Source organism: Pseudomonas sp. MTM4 (assembly GCF_019355055.1).
GTDB lineage: Bacteria > Pseudomonadota > Gammaproteobacteria > Pseudomonadales > Pseudomonadaceae > Stutzerimonas.
In genome coordinates, this window is the sequence record NZ_CP048411.1 from 1,875,543 (window position 1) to 1,895,822 (window position 20,280).

Consider the following 20,280-nt stretch of genomic DNA (forward strand, 5'->3'; position numbering starts at 1 on the left):
CAATCAGCATCGCCTTCGCCCTTTGCTCGACAGGAGATCACCATGCATACGCTCTTCCTCGCCCCCTGCGGTTTCGGTGGCGGCCTCAACTCCATCAGCCTCGGCCTGATCCGTGCTTTGGAACGTGCCGGGTTGAAAGTCGGTTTCTTCAAGCCCATCGCCCAGCCCTTTCCGCTCGATCAGGGCCGCGAGCGCTCCTGCGTGCTGGTGGAAAACACACTGAACATCTCTTCGCCAGAGCCGCTCCCGTTGGAACAGGTGGAGCGCCAATTGGCCGATGGCGAACTGGACCTCCTGCTCGAAGATGTCGTCAGCCGCTACCAGGAGGTTGCAGCGGGCAAGGACGTAGTGATCGTCGAAGGCATGGTGCCGACGCGAGAGTTCAACCACACCTCGCGAATCAATACGCACCTGGCCAAGAGTCTGGATGCGGAAATCATCCTGATCGCCGCGCAGGGCAACGACACGCTCAAGCGCCTGGCCGAACGCATCGAAATCCAAGCGCAGTTGTTCGGCGGCGCCAAGGACCCGAAGGTGCTCGGCCTGGTCCTGAACAAGGTCAAGAGCGACGACGGCGTGGCGGCCTTCGTCGAACGCCTGAAGGAACAGCTACCGCTGCTCGGCACCCAGGATTTTCAGCTACTCGGCGCGATTCCCTTCGCCGAGGAGTTGAACGCCCTGCGCACCCGGGACATCGCTCAGCTGCTGGATGCCAAGGTGCTTCACGCCGGCGAGGCCGAACATCGTCGCGTGAGCAAGATCGTCCTGTGCGCCCGGGCAGTTCCCAATACCGTGCAGTTGCTCCAGCCCGGCGTGCTGGTAGTCACGCCGGGTGACCGCGACGACATCATCCTCGCTGCCAGCCTCGCCTCGCTCAACGGGGTCGATCTCGCGGGCCTGCTGCTGTGCAGCGACTTCGCTCCAGACCCACGCATTCTCGAACTGTGCAAGGCGGCCCTGGACCGCGGCCTGCCCGTGATGACCGTGCAGACCGGTTCCTACGACACCGCGACCAACCTGTTCGGCCTGAACAAGGAAACCCCTTCCGACGACATCGAGCGCGCCAGCCAGGTGACCGACTTCATCGCCACGCACCTGCAGCCCGACCTGTTGCACACACGTCTCAGCGTACCGCGTAGCGAGCTGCGCCTTTCGCCACCGGCGTTCCGCTATCAACTGGTCAAGCGCGCCCAGCAGGCGAACAAGCGCATCGTCCTGCCGGAAGGCAACGAGCCGCGCACCATTCGCGCCGCGGCTATCTGCCAGGAGCGAGGCATTGCCCGCTGCGTCCTGCTGGCGAAGCCGGATGAAGTGCAGGCGGTCGCCCGCGAACAGGGCATCAACCTGCCGGCCGGGCTGGAGATTCTCGATCCGGAGCTGATCATCGGTCAGTACGTCGAGCCCATGTGCGAGATGCGCAAGTCGAAGGGGCTCACCCCGAGCGATGCCCGCGAGCAACTCAAGGACACCGTCGTGCTCGGCACCATGATGCTGGCGCTGGACGAAGTGGACGGCCTGGTTTCCGGCGCCGTGCATACCACCGCCAACACCATTCGCCCGGCGCTCCAGCTGATCAAGACCGCCCCTGGCTACAGCCTGGTGTCCTCAGTGTTCTTCATGCTGCTGCCGGATCAGGTACTGGTCTATGGCGACTGCGCAGTCAATCCCAACCCGAGCGCCACGGAGCTCGCGGAGATTGCTCTGCAGAGTGCCGAGTCGGCCGTCGCCCTCGGCGTGAATCCGCGAGTAGCCATGATCAGCTACTCCACCGGTACGTCCGGCAGCGGTGCTGAGGTAGAGAAAGTCGCCGAAGCCACACGCATCGCCCAAGAGCGCGCACCCAACCTGCCAATCGACGGCCCGTTGCAGTATGACGCCGCGTCGGTCGCCAGCGTCGGCAAGCAGAAGGCACCCAACAGCCTGGTTGCCGGTCAGGCGACCGTGTTCATTTTCCCTGACCTGAACACCGGCAACACTACCTACAAAGCGGTTCAGCGTAGCGCCAACGTGATCAGCGTCGGCCCGATGCTGCAAGGCCTGCGCAAACCGGTGAATGACCTGTCTCGCGGCGCACTGGTGGATGACATCGTCTTCACCATCGCACTCACCGCGCTGCAGGCCGATAGCAACGGCAGCAGGCCTGAAGCATGAAACACAAGCTTGGCGGCCCTACCAGCGATAGGGCCAGCCAATCCGTAGGGTGGGCTTCAGCCCACCAAAGCGCGCCCAAGTAACCTAAGGTGTGCGGGCGGCGCTCCCTACGTTCTGTAACGGAGCGCCGCCCGCTCCCCTGCATTTTTCCTATCTGCTTGAAAACGTCGCTAGGCCGGCATTCGCGACAGTTGCAGTTCGGCGCGCAATCGCTACCCTTGGCGCCTCGAACCAGCCGTATCGACGAGACGACCTATGCTGAGCTTCCTTCCCGCCCCCCTGCGAGGCACCCTCGCCGGCCTGACCCTGGCGCTGAACACACTGTTCTGGTGCTGGCCGCTATTCTTCCTTTCGCTGCTTAAGCTGGCGCTGCCGATTCCTCGCGTTCAGCGCGCGCTGCGCTTCGGGATGCACTGGATCGCCGAATCCTGGATGGCGGTCAACGGCTTCTGGATGGATCGGGTGCGGCGCACCGAATGGGATGTGCAGGGGCTGGAAAAGGTCGACATGCAACACTCGTATCTGGTCACCAGCAACCACCAGAGCTGGGCCGACATTCTGATGCTGCAGTACCAGCTGAACCGACGAATGCCGATTCTGAAGTTCTTTCTCAAACAGGAGCTGATCTGGGTGCCGGTCATCGGCCTATGCTGGTGGGCGCTGGAGTTTCCCTTCATGAAACGTTTCACGAAGGAGTACCTGACCAAATATCCGGAAAAGCGCGGTCAGGACCTGGCCACGACCCGTAAGGCATGCGAGCGCTACCGGACCAACCCGGTGTCGGTGTTCAACTTTCTCGAAGGCACGCGTTTCACAGAGGACAAGCACACCGAGCAGGCTTCGCCCTACCGCTATCTGCTCAAACCCAGAGCCGGCGGCATTGCCTTCGTGATCGATGCGATGGGTGAGCAACTGACTTCGCTAATCAACGTCACCATCCACTACCCCAATGGCAATCCGAGCTTCTGGGATCTGCTCTGTGGTCGGATCAGCCAAGTGGTGATGCGCATCGACTCGCAGCCCATCCCGGCTGAATTCCTGCACCGCAGCTACGATCAGGATGAGCGTTATCGACTCAGTTTCCAGGAGTGGGTCAACGAGCTATGGAGCGAAAAGGACGCCAAACTCGAAGAGCTGCATCGCCAATATCCGCCAAGTCGCTAGGGTCCGGTCCCGTTTCGTCGCGGCCGCGACGGAGCCAACTCCATTGAACCCGGCGGCACCCGGTCTCAACGGTCGAGTTGCTGCCAGTCTATGCGCCTTGGAAAGACCAGGGCGTCCTCGACGGCCAAGCCTGGCGCCACCAGAAAACCCTGCATGACCTGGCAGCCATGGGCAATCAGCCAATCGCGCTGAGCCAGGGTCTCAACCCCCTCAGCGATCACTTCCAACTCCAGGTTCCGCCCAAGGTCGATGATGGTGCTGACGACCGCCGCGTCACGGGGCGAGTCGAGCATATTGGCAATGAACAACCGGTCGATCTTCAGCGTATCCAGATCGAAATGGCGCAGATAGGCCAGTGACGAATAGCCGGTGCCGAAGTCATCCACCGCGACTTTGACGCCCAGTTCCCGCAATTGCCGAAGCTTGTCACAGCTCTGCTCCAGGTCCTGCATCAGCGCGCCTTCGGTGACCTCCAGCTCCAACTGGCGCGGGTCGAGCTGATACTCATCAAGCAGACGGCGTAGCTCGCCTATCAGTCCAGCCCGGGCAAACTGCACCGGGCTGACGTTGAAACTCAGTATCAGCTTGTCGCCGAAGCGCTCGCGCCAATCTCGACATTGAGCCAGTCCTTCACGCAGCGCCCATTCGCCAACCCGATCGATCAGTCGAGTCTCCTCCAGCAAGGGGATGAAGACGTTGGGTTCGACTTCGCCGCGTCCGGCGTAATCCCAGCGCAGCAAAGCCTCGAATCCGCGCAGTTCGCCGGTCTCGAGTTCTATCTGCGGCTGATAGGCCAGCGCGAAACCATTGCGCTCGATGGTGCTGCGCAGGTTTTCCTCCATCATCAGACGCGCATGGGCGCGGCCATTCATTTCGCTGGAGAAGAAGCGGTATTGCTGGCGTCCGGCGCGCTTGGCCTCATACATGGCCATGTCCGCCGAGCGGAGCAGCTCTTCAACGCTCTGCCCGCAATCGGGGAAATGTGCGATGCCGATGCTCGCGCCCAAGGTGACGTCGGTGCCGTTGATGGTGTGCCGGACCGAAATCAGTTCGATGAGCTTCTCTGCAACTTTCGCCGCGTCTTCGGGATGATCGAGGGAATCCAGCAAGGCGGTGAATTCGTCCCCGCCCATCCGCGCGATGATGTCGTAGGGACGCATGCAGGCTTCCAGCACCCGCGCGACGCGGCAAAGTATCTCGTCGCCGGCATCGTGGCCTAGCGAGTCGTTGATGCGCTTGAAGCCGTCGAGGTCGATATAAAGGATGGCCATGCGCTTGCCGTTCCGATCGATCCGCGCCAAGGCCGACTCCAGCGCCTGATGAAACCCACGCCGATTCAGCAGCCCGGTCAGCGAATCGGTTACCGCCTGGGTTTCCAGCTGGACGTGGAGGTTACGCACCACCGACATATCGAGCGCGATCACCACCATCGAGCGCTGTTGGCGAGGCAGTGGCGAGGAGGACAAGGCAACCGGCAAGGTACCGCCATTGGCGGTGTAGAGCTGCGCCTCGTGCAGGCGGTAGGTGTTGCCGCTACGCCACTGCTTGTAGAAGTCGGTATCGCGCCAGACTTCGGGCATTTGCGGGGAGGCCAGATGATCGACCAGCGCAGTGCCCTGCAGATCATCGACACTGGTGTGCAGCATCTGCGCGATCGCCGGATTGGCGAAACTGATGTAGCCATCCTCACCCACCACCAGGATGCCTTCGGCGGCGTTGTTCAGCACCGAGGCATTGAAGGCGCGCGCGCTGTCGAGCTGCTGGGTCAGCAGCTGCAGATCGCGCCGGTTGTGTTCATGGCTGAGCAGGGTGTTGATCTTGTGCTTGAGCACCTGTGGATCGAAAGGCTTGAGGATGAAATCAACCGCACCCGTTGCGTAACCGCGCAGCACCGACTCGCGGGTATGCGCAATGGCCGAGACGAAGATGATCGGTGTGTAACGTGTATGCGGGCTGCCACGCATCAGGCGCGCCACTTCGAAGCCATCCATGCCTGGCATTTGCACGTCCAGCAAGACCAATTCCACGTCCAGATCGAGCAGCGCCTGCAACGCAGCCTCGCCGGAATTGACCGTATGCACCTGCCAGTCGCCATCACCGAGCAGGGCCTCCATAGCCACCAGATTCGCTTCGCGATCGTCCACCACCAGCAGTGTGCGGGTACGAGGTTGTGATTTGGCTTGTGCCCGCGCCATTACCTGACTCTCCTGCCCGCTGCGCAGTTACTTCCGATTTCAATGGCGGCGGCACGGCGGCCGACTCTGGACGAACGATGCGTCACGTACTTCTCCTCATGGACTCTCGTGAGGGCCATCGACGCGCCCCAGGCAGCGTCGCAGCAACTCGACCAGCTTGGCGCGTTCGACCGGTTTGAACAGAAAATCGTCGGCACCTGCAGTAATGCTCTGATCGCGGACGGCCGGATCGGCTCCGGCCGCCAGCGCCACAATCGGCACCTGACAACCATAGTCGTTTCTGAGCTGGCGTATCAGTGCAGGGCCGTCATTATTGGGCAATGCCATGTCCACCAATGCCAGATCGAAGGCATCCTCATCGAATCGTTCAAGCGCTTCGGTGCTTGTCGTAGCCGGCACCACTTGCAGCCCCTGCTCGTCGAGCAGGGCGCTGATGGCGTATATCGACCGCACGTCGGAATCCACCAACAGCACCCGTCGCCCCAGCAGGGGATGCTCCACCTCGTCCATGTTCAGCGCCACAGCCTCAGCCTCAGCCTCAGCCACAGCGGGCTTCAATGCATCTTCCATATGCTCCAGTCCCTCTGTTTTTGACAACGCAACCGATGAGTAACGCCGTAGCCGCTCCAGATTCTTTTCTGAAAGCGGTGCCCGGCTGTTCAATATGACTCGTGCATCTTTGAGCGAACGTAGCCTGTCGAGCGCCTCGAGCAGCTCCAGGCCGTCTTCGTTAGGCAGATCGAAATCGATGACCAGTACCGTGAAGGCATGCTCCGCATAGGCCAGCCGCGCATCTTCGCTGCTCTGGCAGTCGGTGACACGGTATCCAAGACGCTCGAAATGCTCATGCAATTGACGTCGCCGCTCCGGTTCGGTTTCCACGAGCAGCAATCGCGTTGGACTGGCTTCCTGCCGAGCCAGGTCGACGAACAGGCGTTCGAGCTCCGAGTGCGTCACAGGTTTGAGCAAATAGCGCGAATTGTCATCGGACCAGCCATGCGGCTGCGGCACGCACGAAATGATGTACACCGGCGTGCCCTGGTGCCGGGCATCCTCTCGCAGGACCCGATGGACCTGCCAGCCACTGATATCGGGCAACAGGATATCGAGGATGACGGCCGCGAAACGGTCGCGTTCCAAGGCCTCCAGCCCCTCCTGCCCGGTGCCGCAGACGGTACTGGGAAAGCCATGAGATTGCCCAACCTCAGCTACCACAGAAGCGAAATCGGCATCATCCTCGACGATCAATACGCCGCCGCCCTGGCCTCGGAGCTGAAACGGCCGCAGCGTCCGGATTTCCGTGGTTGCGGCCAGTCTCAGCGGCAACTCGATAGTGAAACTCGAGCCCTGACCCGGCGCGCTTCGCAGATGAATACCGCCGCCCAGCACTTCGGCCAGCTGCCGTGCGATGGCCAATCCCAGCCCGGCGCCGCCGTATTGCCGGCTGATCGAGCCGTCGATTTGCTGGAAGGCCTGGAAGATCCGTTCGTGCTGGTCTTCAGCGATGCCAACACCGGTATCGGTCACACAGATCTGCAGCATGTCTTCATCAGCAGGCTGCTCGGCCGGCTTGCAGGTGACATGGATATCCACGAAGCCCTGCTCGGTGAACTTCAATGCGTTAGTGACGAGATTGCGCAGAATCTGCTGCAGGCGTGCGCGGTCGGTAACGATCGTCACCGGCACATCCGGCGCGATTCGGGTACCGAGCGCCAGCCCGTTCTGCTCGGCCATCGGCTGGAGCCCACTGGTCAGTTCCGCCAGTAGCTCAGCCAGATTGAGCGGTTCCGGCTTGATCTGCATGTGGCCCGCTTCGATCTTGGCCAGGTCGAGCACATCATTGATCAGCTGCAGCAGGTCATGCCCGGCCCGATGAATGATATCGGCGTGCCGAACCTGCTTCTCGGTCAGATTGGCCGCCGCATTCTGCCTCAACTGATCGCTGAGGATCAGGATGCTGTTGAGCGGCGTACGCAGCTCGTGAGACATGTTTGCAAGGAACTCGGACTTGTAGCGATTGGCAACGACCAGCTCGTTGGCCTGATCGCGCAGACGCCGCTCCGCCGCCTTGCGGTGACCGATATCGATCACCACGGCCTGCACCAGCTGCTCCTCACCGCTGCGCAGCGGCGACAGACCTACCTCGACGGGCAACAGACGACCATCGCTGTGACGACCGAACAGCTCGCGGTTTTCACCCAGGCGGCGCGACTCGGGTTCCTGGGCGAAACGATGGCGTATCTCGAGATATATCTTGCGCATCGACTCGGGGATCAGCAGCTCGACCGGCTCGCCCACCAGCTCTTGCCGGCTATAGCCGAACAGCAGCTCGGTCTGTCGATTGACCATGACGATTCGCCCTTCCTGGTCGAACAGAATGAAGGCATTCGGCGACGCCTCGACGACATTGCGGAAGCGCTCTTCGTCCCGTTTGCGCTGTTGCAGATCGACCAGATTGAGCAGGTGGTGGATACCGTCATCGCGATTGAAGCTGGTCAGGCTCAGTGAAACCGGTATCGGCGTGCCATCCTCCCGTAACGCGTGGCTTTCCTGATTGCTGGTTTCCAGCCGCTGCCCACCTGCAGCCTCGCTTAGCACGCCGGGTACATAACGGCCAAGACGCTCGCCAGCGAGCAGACCAGCACTGCTTCCGAGCAGCGCAGCGGCGCTCTGGTTGGCCAGTTCGATTCGCCCTTGACCATCGCACATCAGGGTCGCCACGGGCAGTTGCTCGATCAGCTGACGGAAGCGTGCCTCACGCTCCTGAAGTTGCGCACCGAGCGCCTGGCTGTTGCGTAGCGCCCTTTCACGCAGGTAAAGGTAGCCGCCTATCAACAGCGCAAACAGCACCGCCGCGGACAGTCCAGCCGCCAGGTTGAAGGCTCCGCTGGCTCGGGTCAGGATGGCTTCATACTCCGGCGTACTGGCCACATCCAGTTGCCAGCTACGGCCGTACATATAGATATTTCGGGTGCGACGGAAACTCGCATCGGCGCTGACCGGTGCACGGCCCATCAGCAGAGGCTCATCCGGGGCCCCGGCGTCGAACAGCTGTATCTGAAACAGTTTGCTCCGCGACCCCAGCACGCCTTCCAACAGATCGGTCAGCCGAAAGGCGCCGTGTAGCGTGCCGGCGAAGGCGTTCTGGCGCTCCTCCAGGGTGGTGATGGGCTCACCGACCCGGTACAGGGGAAGAAACAACAAAATACCCACCTGAACGTTCTGCCCGGTCTCCTGCTTGAGACGCAAAGGCCCCGTCAGCATTGGCGTGCCAATATTACGCGCGGCAACGACGGCTTCCCTGCGGGTTCCCTCGCTCATCAGGTCGAAGCCCAGCACCCGGCGATTACGCCAGTCGAGGGGATGTATGTAATCTGTGATCAGATATTCGGCGCGCTCACCGGCCGGATACATGCGGACGTTTCGGCCACCGTCGCGCATCTTCTCCAGCACCGAAGCCAGGTTATCCGCGCGCGCATGACGCGATAAAGCGATCGCCTGGATGCCGGGATAGAAGTCCTGTAGCTGAAGCTGATCGGAAGCGCGAGTCCAGTCTTCCAGACTGACGGTATCGCTCCCAACGAACAAGCCGGCCAGACCGCGCATGACCATCTCGTAGGCACGCATGCGCTCACGCAGACTAGTCTCGAGGTCGTTGACCACCAGATTGAATCGCTGCGCTTGCTCTGCGTGGATACGCGCTTCCTGAACATGCCATTGCCAGCCGACCCATCCCCCGAGCCCCGCCATCAGAACCAGCGTTACTACCAATGGCAGCCAAGGCTTACGGGAATGGAGAGCGGAACGATCATCCATTCGACCTCCTCAGTGCCACTACTATGGCTCGCTGTCACGAGCTTCAGAGTCACGTATCGTCCAGAGGTTCAATGGCGGATAGAGAAAAGATATAAAAATGGCGTCACTTAAATGTCACAGGCGAGACCGTTGCAGTCCCGCCTGTTCGAAGCGACTTACAGCGGCCGCAAGTTGATCTCTACACGACGATTCTGGGCGCGACCGGACGCCGTATCGTTACTGGCGATCGGCTGGCTCGGGCCCGCGCCATAAGAAGAAATTCGTGACGCGGCGACACCGTTGCCTTCGAGGTAGGCGGCCACGCTACGGGCACGACGGTTGGACAGGTCCTGATTGAGCTGTTGCGAACCGGTGCTGTCGGTGTGTCCGACGATATCGATGCCGTTCTTGTTGAACTCTTTGAACACCTGGACGAGAGAGTTCAGGGTTGGATAGAAGCTACTGGAGATATCAGCCGAGCTGCTGGGGAAGGTGATGTTGCCTGGCATGATCAACGTCAGGTTATCGCCTTCGCGCTGAACCTGAACGCCAGTGCCTTGCAGCGTCTGACGCAACTTGGCTTCCTGGGTATCGACGTAATAACCATAGCCACCGCCAGCAGCACCGCCGACCGTCGCGCCGATCAGAGCGCCCTTGGCACGATCCTTCTTGCTGGACGTGGCGGCACCGATTACCGCGCCGCTGACCGCGCCGATACCGCCATAGATGCCTGCTTTGCCGGCCTCGCGCTCGCCGGTATAGGGATTAGTGGTACAGCCCGCCAGCAGGGCGATGGTGGCGGCGGCTACGGTCAGGTTGCTGAGCTTTTTCATGATTACTTCCTTCATCTCCGGGACGTCAGCCTGCCGGCAGTGAATCCGTCACAGGCTGAAAATGCGGCGCTAGGTTAACACCCGACTGAGCGCAGAACCGGAACGGACCGACGAACCCGCACCGGATCAATACCTGGCAAAAAGATTTTTGCGCATCGTCATCAACATCGAAGGCGGTGGCGTTCAATTGCATTCGTCGAGACGCTACAGCCATCTAACTGTTCCATCCCTCGATGGTGGCATAATCGCCGCCCCGCAGATCGCGCGGCCAACTCAGCGAAACTGGACATCGCCTCTCACAGGCTTCGTCTTGCGTAATCAATGCCCGGCGTAGACTGTGCGATGCCGCAACGCTTCGTGGCCGATCGGCTATGAATTCAGAGCTGCAAGGCCTGTCGGGCGAACCAACATGCGGCATTGCAGTTCTGACAGTCTCAGAAACCGAATTTTTTCGTAAACAGCCAATAGTTGTTTTGTGCGGCACGTACGGCGTGCCGCTCAGCCGGAGAGCCGAACCATCGACATTGCGGATTTGCAGCGCGTCTTCGATGCCTTGCCTGGAAACTTTCTCGTGGTCGCCAATGATGCCGACTACACGATGGTGGCCGCCAGCGAAGAGCGCCTGCGGGCGACCATGACGCGTCGTGAAGACGTCATTGGTCATCCTCTGTTCCATATCTACAACGGCGGAACGACTTCGGTATCGAGCTCTTCCGGCGTCAACCAGCTGCGTGCATCACTGGCTGAAGTGACACGCACCGGGCTCGCGCAACAGCTGAAAACGGTCGGCTATCCGCTGCGCGTCCCGCATGACGAACGCGACCATTACGAGAATCGTTACTGGGACGTCGTCAACGTTCCGGTGCTCGATGAACAGGGCCAGGTCGCCTACATCATTCACCAGGCCGAGGATGTCACCGAAAGTCTGCTCGAGCAGGAATCGGCGGCGCTGCGTCTGCGCGAGAGCGACGAGCGTCTGAATGCGGCATTGTTGGCGTCCGGCACCGGCACCTTCTATTGGGATTTACGTAATAACCGCTTGGACATGGACCTGCCCATGCAGCGGCTATTCGGCCTGGAGGGGCTGACTTCGGGTTGGCTCGACGATCTTCTCGACAGGATTCATCCAGATGATCGGGCTGCCATTGCCCAGCAGTGCGAACGCTGCGCGCGCTACGGTGACGATCTGGAAATGCAATTCAGGGTCCTCCTGCCGGAGGGCACCGAGCGCTGGATATTCGATAAGGGGCAAACTTTCACCGATAGCAACGATAGACCCACGTACATGGTTGGTGCCTGTCTCGACATCACCCAGCACAAACGCACCGAGCGGGCGCTGCAGCGCCTCAACGAAACCCTCGAACAACGGGTCAACGCCGAAGTAGCCGCGCGGGCGAAAACCGAGGCGGCGCTGCGCCAGTCGCAGAAAATGGAAGCGGTAGGCCAACTGACCGGCGGCCTCGCCCACGATTTCAACAACCTGCTTGCGGGTGTAATCGGCTCGCTGGAGCTGCTGTCCGTACGCCTGCAGCAAGGCCGCACGGGGGACTTGGAGCGCTACATTCACAGTGCGCTGACCTCAGCCAATCGGGCAACGGCGCTAACCCATCGCCTGTTGGCCTTCTCCCGTCGACAGACGCTCGACCCCAGCCCTACCGATCTGAACGCCCTGATAGAAGGGATGATGGAGCTGCTGCAGCGCACCATAGGCCCGTTGGTAAGTTATTCGACGCAGCTGTCCGATGATCTTTGGTTGACACTCTGCGACACCAATCAGCTGGAAAACGCGCTGCTGAACCTGACCATCAACGCCCGCGACGCCATGCCCGATGGCGGTCAGCTGACATTGACCAGCGAAAACCTGGTGCTGGGCGAGCCGCTCACCGAAGAACTCACGCTGCCGCCAGGTGAATATGTCGCGCTCGGCGTACGCGACACCGGTGTCGGCATTCCTCCGGAGAGGCTCGGCTATGTCTTCGATCCTTTCTACACCACCAAACCGCTGGGTGAAGGCACCGGGCTTGGCTTGTCGATGGTCTACGGTTTCGCCAAGCAATCGGGCGGTGCCGTGCGTATCGAAAGTACCGTGGGCGAAGGAACCAGCGTCTGGATTTACCTGCCCCGCTATCACGGCCAGTCGGCCAGCCTGCACGCGCCGGCGACGCCTGAGCCGGCCTCCACATCGGTCGAGGGCCGAGCCGTTCTGGTGGTGGATGACGAGCCCAACGTTCGCACCCTGGTAACGGAGGTCTTGCAGGAAATGGGGCTGAACACCCTGGAGGCTGCCGAAGGCCCAAGCGGCTTGCGTATCCTCGATAGTGATGCACACCTGGACCTGCTGATTTCCGATATCGGCCTTCCCGGCGGCATGAACGGGCGCCAGCTTGCCGATGCGGCAAGGGAAAAACGGCCGTCCTTGCGCGTACTGTTCATCACCGGATACGCCGAGAGCTCGGTACTGGACCGTAGCAACACCATGTCGGATTACGAAGTCCTGACCAAACCCTTCACCATCACCGACCTCGAAGAAAAGGTTCGCAGCATGTTGGAGCCTGGCCAGGATACGGGCTAGGTCTAAACCGACGAAATCGCGCTGTTGCCCTCTTCCAGCCAACGTGCGATGTCTACCCGTATACGCTTCTTGTCCAGCTTGCCGACGCTGGTCTTGGGAATTTCGTTGACGACCGCGATCTGCTGCGGGATCGCCCACTTGTTGATATGCCCCTGCTCCACCGCAGGCTCCAGAAAGCCCTGCAGCGTCCGCGCATCGAGCTGCTTGCCCTCGCCCAGCACCAGCAAGGCGAAAGGTCGCTCGCCCCAGCGCTCATCCGGCACGCCTACCACTGCCACGTCACGCACGGCATCGTGGCGGCTGATCAAGCCTTCCAGCGCCAGGGAAGAAAGCCACTCGCCGCCGGTCTTGATGACATCCTTGATGCGATCACGGATATCGATATTGCCCATTTCGTCGATGGTCGCGACGTCGCCGGTATGCAGCCATCCACCCGCCCACAGCTCTTCGCTCTTTTCCGGGTTTCCGGCGTAACCCTGAGTCAGCCATGGCGCACGCAGCACCAGTTCGCCCTGGGATGCGCCATCGGCCGGCAGGAAGCTGCCATCTGGCGCCTGAATCGCGGCATCGACCAGCACCACTGGTATTCCCGCCTTGAGTCGATAGCCGATCTGCTCGTCTTCGCTGGCTTGACGCAACTCATCGTTGATATGCGCACCCGAGATCAACGGACAGGTCTCCGACATGCCATAGGCGGCCACCAGCTGCATGCCGCAGGCACGCGCCGATTCGTAGAGACCGCGCGTCAGCGCGCTACCGCCGATGGTGAGCTTCCAACCGCTGAAATCCACGCCCTTAGCTGCCTTGGCATTGAGCAGCATCTGCACGATGGTCGGTACGCAGTGGGAGAAGGTCACCTTTTCCCGGCGCCACAGCTCGATCAGCAACTCCGGATCGTAACGCCCGGGATAGACCTGTTTGAGTCCTAACATGGTCGCAATGTACGGCAGCCCCCATGCATGGACATGGAACATTGGCGTGATCGGCATGTAGACGTCGCCGGCCGCCAACAACTGCGGGTTCTCGCGACAACCGACCGTCACGGCCCCGGCCAGGGTATGCAGCACCAGCTGACGGTGGGTGAAATAGACGCCCTTGGGGTCACCGGTCGTGCCGGTGGTGTAGAAGGTGGTCGCCACCGAATCTTCATCGAAGTCCGGGAAGTCGTAATGCGGCTCCGCCTCCGCCAGTAGACTTTCGTATTCACCGATGCAGTTGGGCAGGTCGCAGGTCTTGTCCTCGGCATCGGTGATCAGCAAGGTCTTATCGACCGTAGTGAGCTGTCCGGCGATCGCCTGATACAGCGGCGCAAACTCGCTGTTGACCAAAACGAAGCGATCCTCGGCGTGATTCATGGTGTAGAGGATCTGCTCGGGTGATAGCCGTACGTTGATGGTATGAACCACCGCACCGATCATCGGGATCGCGAACATGCATTCGAGGTAACGGTGGCTGTCCCAGTCCATGACCGCCACGGTGTCCCCCGCCTTGACTCCGGCGGCAGTCAACACGTTGGCGAGCCGGGCGATGCGCTGATTGAGGGTGCGATAGTCGAACCGCAGTTGGTCGCGATAGACGATCTCGCGGGTGCGCTCATAGCGCTGCCCCGACAGCAGCAGGCTCTTGATCAATAGCGGATATTGGTAGGCATTGGCGGCGGGTTTGATCACTCGGGTCTGCAACATAGGGGCTTCCTTTTTATTGATGTTATGCGAGGCACGCTAGGGTCTGAATCCGGCTATCGATTCTGCCGGCGCCTTTGCCGCCGGACTGCGCTGCACCTCTCCACTCCGACCATCGGCATCGCAGCCGTTCACCCTCCGAGCCGCCACTGTGCAACAACAGATTGCACAGGTGCCGATCAAGCGATCTCGCTTGCCGCCAGACGCACGCCGAGACCGATCAGCACGGCGCCAGTTACCCGGTCGAACCAGTGCCCCATACGGGAAAAACCGGCGCGGACGCGCTCACGGCTGAACAGCCAGGCCACCAGGCAGAACCACAGGCCGGTCGCGAACGCCAGATATACCCCATAGCCAGCCTGAACGGCGAGCGGGGTATGAGGGTCGATAACCACCGTGAATAGCGACAGAAAGAATAGCGTTGCCTTGGGATTCAGGCCGTTGGTGACGAACCCCACCATGAAAGCGCGTCGGCTCGAGTGCACGCCACCGGCGCCGGAAGGCGCCAGCTCGTCGACACCCATCGGCTTTGCGCGCAGCGCCTGGAAGCCGAGATAGAACAAATAACCGGCCGCCAGCCACTTGAACAGGTTGAACAGCACGATCGACTGCGAGACGATCAGGCCAATCCCGAGCAGCGAATAACCAACATGCAGCAAAATTCCGCTGCCGACACCGATGGCCGTCCAACTGCCGCTCCGCTGACCGCGGGTCACGCTTTCACGCACGACCACCGCAAAGTCCGGTCCGGGGCTGGCCACAGCGAGCAGGTGCACCAGCGCCACGGTGAGAAATTCCATCCAGTACATCTATCGACTCCGCTATTTCCGGGCATCTGCCTGCTGATTCATACGAGTAAAGTCCATGACCAATCGCCGCGCCGTATTCCTCGACTTTTCCCCGCTCGACCAGGGTGACCTGGACCTGACGCCATTGCAGTCAGCCTTCGATGAGCTGATCTGCCATGCACAGACCAGCGAAACGCAGCTCATCGAACGGCTGCAGGGCGCCGAAGTCGCCATCGTCAACAAGATTGCGCTGGACGACAGGGTGTTCGCCGCCTGCCCCGACCTGAAGCTGATTCTGGTCGCCGCGACCGGTGTCAACAACATCGATCTGCCGGCTGCCAGGCAGCGCGGCATCGTAGTCAGCAACTGTCAGGCCTATGGTACGGCCACCGTGGCTCAGCACACCCTGATGTTGTTACTCGCGCTGGCTACGCGACTGCCCGACTACCAGGCGGCCGTGGCCCGCGGTCGCTGGCAGGAGAGCGGGCAATTCTGCCTGCTTGATTTCCCCATCGTCGAGCTGGCGGGCAAGACCCTCGGCGTGCTCGGTCATGGTGAGCTGGGCAGCGCCGTGGCCAGACTGGCCGAAGCGTTAGGCATGCAGGTGCTGACCGGCAATTTGCCGGGGCGCCCGCCGCGTGCGGATCGCCTGGAGCTCGACGCACTGCTGCCTCAGGTAGACGCCTTGACGCTGCATTGCCCGCTCACCGAACAGACCCGCAACCTGATCGGCACCCGCGAACTGCAGCTGATGAAGCCATCGGCATTCGTCATCAATACCGCCCGCGGCGGCCTGATCGACGAGCAGGCGTTGGCGGACACGCTGCGCAGTGGGCATCTGGGCGGCGCCGCCACCGATGTACTCATCAGCGAGCCACCGAGCAATGACAACCCGCTGCTGGCGGCGGACGTGCCGCGTTTGATCGTGACGCCGCACAGCGCCTGGGGCAGCCGCGAAGCGCGGCAGCGCATCGTTGGGCAGATGGTCGAAAACGCCGAGGCGTTTTTCGCCGGCACACCGAAGCGCCAGGTCGGCTGACGCACCGCTTATGCAGCCGGCGACAAGGCTGCTAAGCTCGCCCGCTTTTGCCCGGAGGCAACATGGATCCCCGAAGCGAAGTGCTGCTGCGCCAGGCCGACCTGTTCAGCGGAAACCTGCTGCTCGCCGGCTTGCAGCCCGATGATCTGCTCGGCCAACTGCCCGAAGCCACTGGCTGGAGCTGGCACGCCGGGGATCACCAGCGGCTGCAGGCTCGTTTCGCCGGGCGTTGTACCTTCGGTGTTGAGCCCCCCACGACTGCTTTCGAGGCAGCGGTACTGTTTTTGCCCAAGTCCCGAGAGCTGACCGATTACCTGCTGAACGCACTGGCAGCCAGACTGCCGGGCGGCCTGCTCTATCTGGTCGGCGAAAAGCGCGCCGGTGTCGAACGGGCCGCCCGACAGCTGGCACCGTTCGGCGAGGCGCGCAAGCTCGACAGCGCCCGCCATTGCCAGCTTTGGCAGGTCCGGGTGGAAAACAGCCCGCCGGTGCCTGACTTGCAGGCTCTGGCGCAACACTTTCAGCTGGAACGGCCGGATGGCTCATTGCAGATCGTCAGCCTGCCTGGCGTATTCAGCCATGGCCGGCTCGATCGCGGCACCGAATTGCTGCTGGACCAACTCGGCGGCTTGCCGATCGGCCGACTACTGGATTTCGGTTGTGGCGCCGGCATCATCGGCGCGTCGCTGAAAAAGCGCTATCCGGATAGCGAAGTCGTGCTGCTGGACGTCGATGCATTCGCTGTCGAAAGCAGCCGCATGACGTTGGCAGCCAACGACCTGGAAGCCGAGGTTATCGCCGGCGATGGCATCGACGCCGCGCCGGACGGCTGCAGCGCCATCATCAGCAATCCGCCATTCCATCAGGGCGTGCATACCCACTACGAGGCCAGCGAAACCCTGCTGCAGCGCGCCGCCAGTCATATTCGGCCCGGCGGTGAGCTACGCCTGGTGGCTAACGCATTCCTCAAATATCCACCCTTGATCGAGACCCATCTAGGGCCCTGCGAAACCCTCATCAACGCGGACGGCTTTCGCATCTACCGCGCCAAACGCGGCTGATTGCCAGCTCTGACTTGCACAACGCGGCATGCTTGGGCAAACTCCGGCCCGTCCTGGGGGAGTAGTCTCCGGCGAGCGTCCTGCTCGCCTGGCATGCGTCAACATACTTGGTCCACAGACCATGGCGCATGCGACCCGCACGGGCTGCTTCAGCAGTCGTGCCCGGTTTGACAAGACCCATGACACGTACACCTGACCCGGGGCGGGCAGGCGTTGCGTGTCATGGTGATTTCGTCGACCCGCCCCTGCAAGGAAGTCCGCTTGGAATCGTTCTACATCCCCACCCTGATCGTTGCGCTCGCCGAGATTGGCGACAAGACTCAGCTGCTCGCCCTGCTGCTGGCCGCTCGTTATCGGCGCCCGATGCCAATCATCTGGGGCATCGTCGTCGCCACTCTGGCCAACCATGCCGTCGCCGGAGCTGTGGGCAACTGGGTATCCTCGCTGGTCTCCCCCTCGATCCTGAGCTGGATTCTCGCCGCATCCTTTGCCGCCGTGGCGCTGTGGACGCTGGTACCGGACAAACTCGAAGAAGACGAAGCCTCGCGCGGACGCCGCTTCGGTCCTTTCGTCGCCACCCTGATCGCCTTCTTCCTAGCGGAGATGGGTGACAAGACCCAGGTGGCGACCGTCATGCTCGCCGCGCAGTATCCCGATTTCATTTTGGTGATCATCGGCACGACGCTGGGCATGCTGATCGCCAACGTACCGGTGGTACTGGCCGGTAACTTCGCCGCCGACCGCATGCCGCTCACGCTGATCCGCCGCATCGCCGCTATCGGCTTCGCCGCCCTGGCGTTGTATGCCGCCTACCAGGCCTTGAGCTTGAGCGGCATGCTTCCAGTCTGATACGCAGCGCAAATTGCCGCAGCGCAGGTGCTGCTAGAGTGCGACCTCACCGCGTTCTAGCGGCATTGACGGGAGCAGGCGGCATGTCACCGGAGGAACGAAAACGGCGGGTTCGGCAGCACATCGACCTGAGCTGGAGCAAAGGCCGACTGGCGTTGGCCGAACAGCTACAAAGCCGTTATTTCACCTATAAGAGTTCGTTCATTGCCCAGCCGGTCAACAACGCCGGCTTCGGTTTGATCGTGCGCGAAATTCGCCAGGCAATACCCGATCTGGAAGTCGTAGTGGACGAATGCCTCAGCGAAGGCAACCGCGTGGTTACCTCCAGTACGCTGTTCGGCACCCTGGAGAAAGCGGTGTTCGGACTGGCACCAAGCAACAAGATCCTGACCATCGCCGCCATGTCGATCTGGACGCTCAATCCGGCTGGCGACATCGAAGAAATCAACACGCTGTTCGATCTGGAAAGCGCCCGTAAGCAGCTGGGCATGGAAAGTCCCATTCCGGTTACGCTGCCGCTGACCTGAGCGGACAGCGGCAAACGAACTCAACGGTTCTGTTCGTACAGCGGCATCACTTTCGGAATGGTTTGCTGCAACGCTTGCGTGCGACTGCTCGAGGACGGATGCGTGCTGAGAAACTCCGGCGGTGCCGAGCCGCCGGCGGCGCCCATCTTCTGCCACAAGCTGACCGCCGCGTTCGGGTTGTAACCGGCGCGTGCCGCCAACTCCAAGCCGATCAGGTCAGCCTCGTTTTCGTTGTTGCGGCTGTTGGGCAGCGTCATCAGGTACTCGACACCCATGTTGGCCAGCTGCAGGCTGCCGTCACCGACGCCAAAGGCCGACCCAATTTGCGTCGCCATTTGCACACCGTAAGCCTTGGACATCGCCTCGCGACCGTGCTCACGTAGCGCGTGAGCGATCTCGTGGCCCATCACGGCAGCGATCTCGTCGTCGGTCAGCTTCAACTTCTCGATGAGCCCGGTATAGAAGATGATCTTGCCGCCCGGTCCGCAATTGGCGTTCAGCTCCGGGCTGTCGATGACGTTGACCTCCCAGTTCCACTGCGCCGCATCCGGGCGGAACGCCGGCACCTCGGCGATCAGCCGCTGGGCAATGGTATTCACGCGCTTATTGATCGCGCTGTTTTTCTCGAGCACGCCCTTCTGGGACGCCTCGCTCAGGGTCTCCTGGTAGGACTGGGCATACATCTGATTGACCTGATCGGTCGACAACATGCTGAACATGTATTGCTTGCGTTCGACTCCGACTGCACCACCGCTGGTGGTATTGACCGCCTGGCAACCCGCAAGCGCGGAGGCTGCAAGAAAGAGTGTTAATGAATGCGGTTTGGGCATGTCGCGTCTCCGGTGATTTCTGCGCCGTATGCTAGAGCGAGCCCGCCTGCCGGGCAACCGAGCCATCGGCATAACGCTCACCGTCCCGCATTACCGTCTTGGCCAACATGGCCGGCATCACTGGCGCAGCGCGCTCAATGGTCACAGTGGACGCCTAGTTCACTGGCGTCAGGCACTCTGGAGCGTCCAGTTTGGGGTCGTTGATAAATGTCGCCAAGGGGCGCTCTCGCAGTGGCGGCTGGGGCGTCGCCAATAGCGCCTGAAGCGTCTCCAGTGGGGTTTCGGGATCGAGCCAGGCAGTCATCCCCGCCTGATCCAGCATCAGCGGCCGCCGTTGATTGGCCGCCGGCAGCGTCACCACCGCAGCGCTCAAATAAATGTGACCCTGCACCGGATAGGCCTCCCAGATCGCGGCGAAATACATCAGGGAATCTTCGGCGGTCATCCAGAACGGCCGCTTGCGTGCCGCGCCGCGCCATTCGTAGAAGCCATTGGCCGGCAGCACGCCGCGACGAAGGCGAAAGGCGTCACGAAACATCGGCTGCTCGGCCAGTGTTTCCGCCCGCGCCTGGGCCGGTGTCCGTGTGAAGTCGGTGAGCCAGGCCGGGGTCAGCCCCCAGCGCACGCTGTCGAGCTGCAGCTCGTGGTTCAGCTGCCGCAGCAACAGGACCGACGCGCCAGGCGCCAGGCTCCAATGCGGCTGCTGATCAGCGGGAAAACCGGGCAGCGCGGCGAAGGCCGGACTCCAGCGAAACAGGGCATAGCGGCCACACATGAAATAGACTCGTAGCAAA

At 61.6% G+C, this 20,280-nt stretch carries 14 protein-coding genes and 1 riboswitch; of the genes, 7 read left to right on the top strand and 7 right to left on the bottom strand.

Going from position 1 to position 20,280, the window contains the following annotated elements; translation table 11 throughout:
• Positions 1 to 42: 42 nt before the first annotated feature.
• Both pta and GYM54_RS08600 read left to right on the top strand, forming a co-directional pair.
• On the top strand, positions 43 to 2,151 hold the full coding sequence (gene pta, locus GYM54_RS08595) for a phosphate acetyltransferase (RefSeq protein WP_197445565.1): 2,109 nt from the start codon (positions 43 to 45) through the stop codon (positions 2,149 to 2,151).
• Positions 2,152 to 2,406: 255 nt separating this feature from the next.
• Positions 2,407 to 3,315: an acyltransferase gene (locus GYM54_RS08600; protein ID WP_131650734.1), complete on the top strand. Its 909-nt coding sequence runs from the start codon at positions 2,407 to 2,409 to the stop codon at positions 3,313 to 3,315.
• A 65-nt stretch (positions 3,316 to 3,380) separates the two neighbouring features.
• On the opposite strand, the gene GYM54_RS08605 is transcribed toward GYM54_RS08600, so the two are convergent.
• From GYM54_RS08605 to GYM54_RS08615, 3 genes are all read right to left on the bottom strand, one after another.
• Positions 3,381 to 5,510 (bottom strand): bifunctional diguanylate cyclase/phosphodiesterase, encoded by a 2,130-nt coding sequence (locus GYM54_RS08605; RefSeq protein WP_131650735.1) that lies wholly within the window; start codon positions 5,508 to 5,510, stop codon positions 3,381 to 3,383.
• A gap of 96 nt (positions 5,511 to 5,606) precedes the next feature.
• Positions 5,607 to 9,326, bottom strand: a complete 3,720-nt coding sequence (locus tag GYM54_RS08610; RefSeq protein ID WP_197445564.1) for a response regulator — start codon at positions 9,324 to 9,326, stop codon at positions 5,607 to 5,609.
• Between the two features lie 155 nt (positions 9,327 to 9,481).
• Positions 9,482 to 10,138, bottom strand: a complete 657-nt coding sequence (locus GYM54_RS08615) for an OmpA family protein (RefSeq protein ID WP_131650737.1) — start codon at positions 10,136 to 10,138, stop codon at positions 9,482 to 9,484.
• A gap of 475 nt (positions 10,139 to 10,613) precedes the next feature.
• Here GYM54_RS08615 and GYM54_RS08620 point away from each other — a divergent pair, with 475 nt between their 5' ends.
• Positions 10,614 to 12,710, top strand: coding sequence for an ATP-binding protein (locus GYM54_RS08620; protein WP_231752215.1), 2,097 nt, complete (start codon positions 10,614 to 10,616; stop codon positions 12,708 to 12,710).
• A 2-nt stretch (positions 12,711 to 12,712) separates the two neighbouring features.
• Here GYM54_RS08620 and GYM54_RS08625 read toward each other — a convergent pair whose 3' ends face one another.
• Both GYM54_RS08625 and GYM54_RS08630 read right to left on the bottom strand, forming a co-directional pair.
• Complete coding sequence (locus GYM54_RS08625; protein ID WP_197445563.1) at positions 12,713 to 14,395, bottom strand: fatty acid--CoA ligase; 1,683 nt, start codon at positions 14,393 to 14,395, stop codon at positions 12,713 to 12,715.
• A 176-nt stretch (positions 14,396 to 14,571) separates the two neighbouring features.
• Complete coding sequence (locus GYM54_RS08630) at positions 14,572 to 15,201, bottom strand: LysE family translocator (protein ID WP_131650739.1); 630 nt, start codon at positions 15,199 to 15,201, stop codon at positions 14,572 to 14,574.
• Positions 15,202 to 15,256: 55 nt separating this feature from the next.
• Between GYM54_RS08630 and GYM54_RS08635 the strand changes: the two genes are divergently transcribed.
• The 4 genes from GYM54_RS08635 (at position 15,257) to GYM54_RS08650 (ending at position 18,656) form a co-directional block, all read left to right on the top strand.
• Positions 15,257 to 16,219 carry a 2-hydroxyacid dehydrogenase gene (locus GYM54_RS08635; RefSeq protein ID WP_131650740.1) on the top strand — a complete coding sequence of 321 codons (963 nt, stop codon included), beginning with the start codon at positions 15,257 to 15,259 and terminating at the stop codon, positions 16,217 to 16,219.
• A gap of 62 nt (positions 16,220 to 16,281) precedes the next feature.
• Positions 16,282 to 17,280, top strand: a complete 999-nt coding sequence (locus GYM54_RS08640; RefSeq protein WP_197445562.1) for a class I SAM-dependent methyltransferase — start codon at positions 16,282 to 16,284, stop codon at positions 17,278 to 17,280.
• 44 nt (positions 17,281 to 17,324) lie between these two features.
• A riboswitch (yybP-ykoY riboswitch) is annotated at positions 17,325 to 17,430 on the top strand.
• 111 nt (positions 17,431 to 17,541) lie between these two features.
• Entirely contained in the window at positions 17,542 to 18,129 is a 588-nt protein-coding gene (locus tag GYM54_RS08645; RefSeq protein WP_197445561.1) for a TMEM165/GDT1 family protein, read from the top strand.
• An 83-nt stretch (positions 18,130 to 18,212) separates the two neighbouring features.
• On the top strand, positions 18,213 to 18,656 hold the full coding sequence (locus GYM54_RS08650; protein WP_131650743.1) for an ester cyclase: 444 nt from the start codon (positions 18,213 to 18,215) through the stop codon (positions 18,654 to 18,656).
• Between the two features lie 20 nt (positions 18,657 to 18,676).
• Here GYM54_RS08650 and GYM54_RS08655 read toward each other — a convergent pair whose 3' ends face one another.
• On the bottom strand, positions 18,677 to 19,486 hold the full coding sequence (locus tag GYM54_RS08655; protein WP_131650744.1) for a M48 family metallopeptidase: 810 nt from the start codon (positions 19,484 to 19,486) through the stop codon (positions 18,677 to 18,679).
• A gap of 154 nt (positions 19,487 to 19,640) precedes the next feature.
• Positions 19,641 to 20,261, bottom strand: coding sequence for an SOS response-associated peptidase (locus tag GYM54_RS08660; protein WP_197445560.1), 621 nt, complete (start codon positions 20,259 to 20,261; stop codon positions 19,641 to 19,643).
• Positions 20,262 to 20,280: the final 19 nt, after the last annotated feature.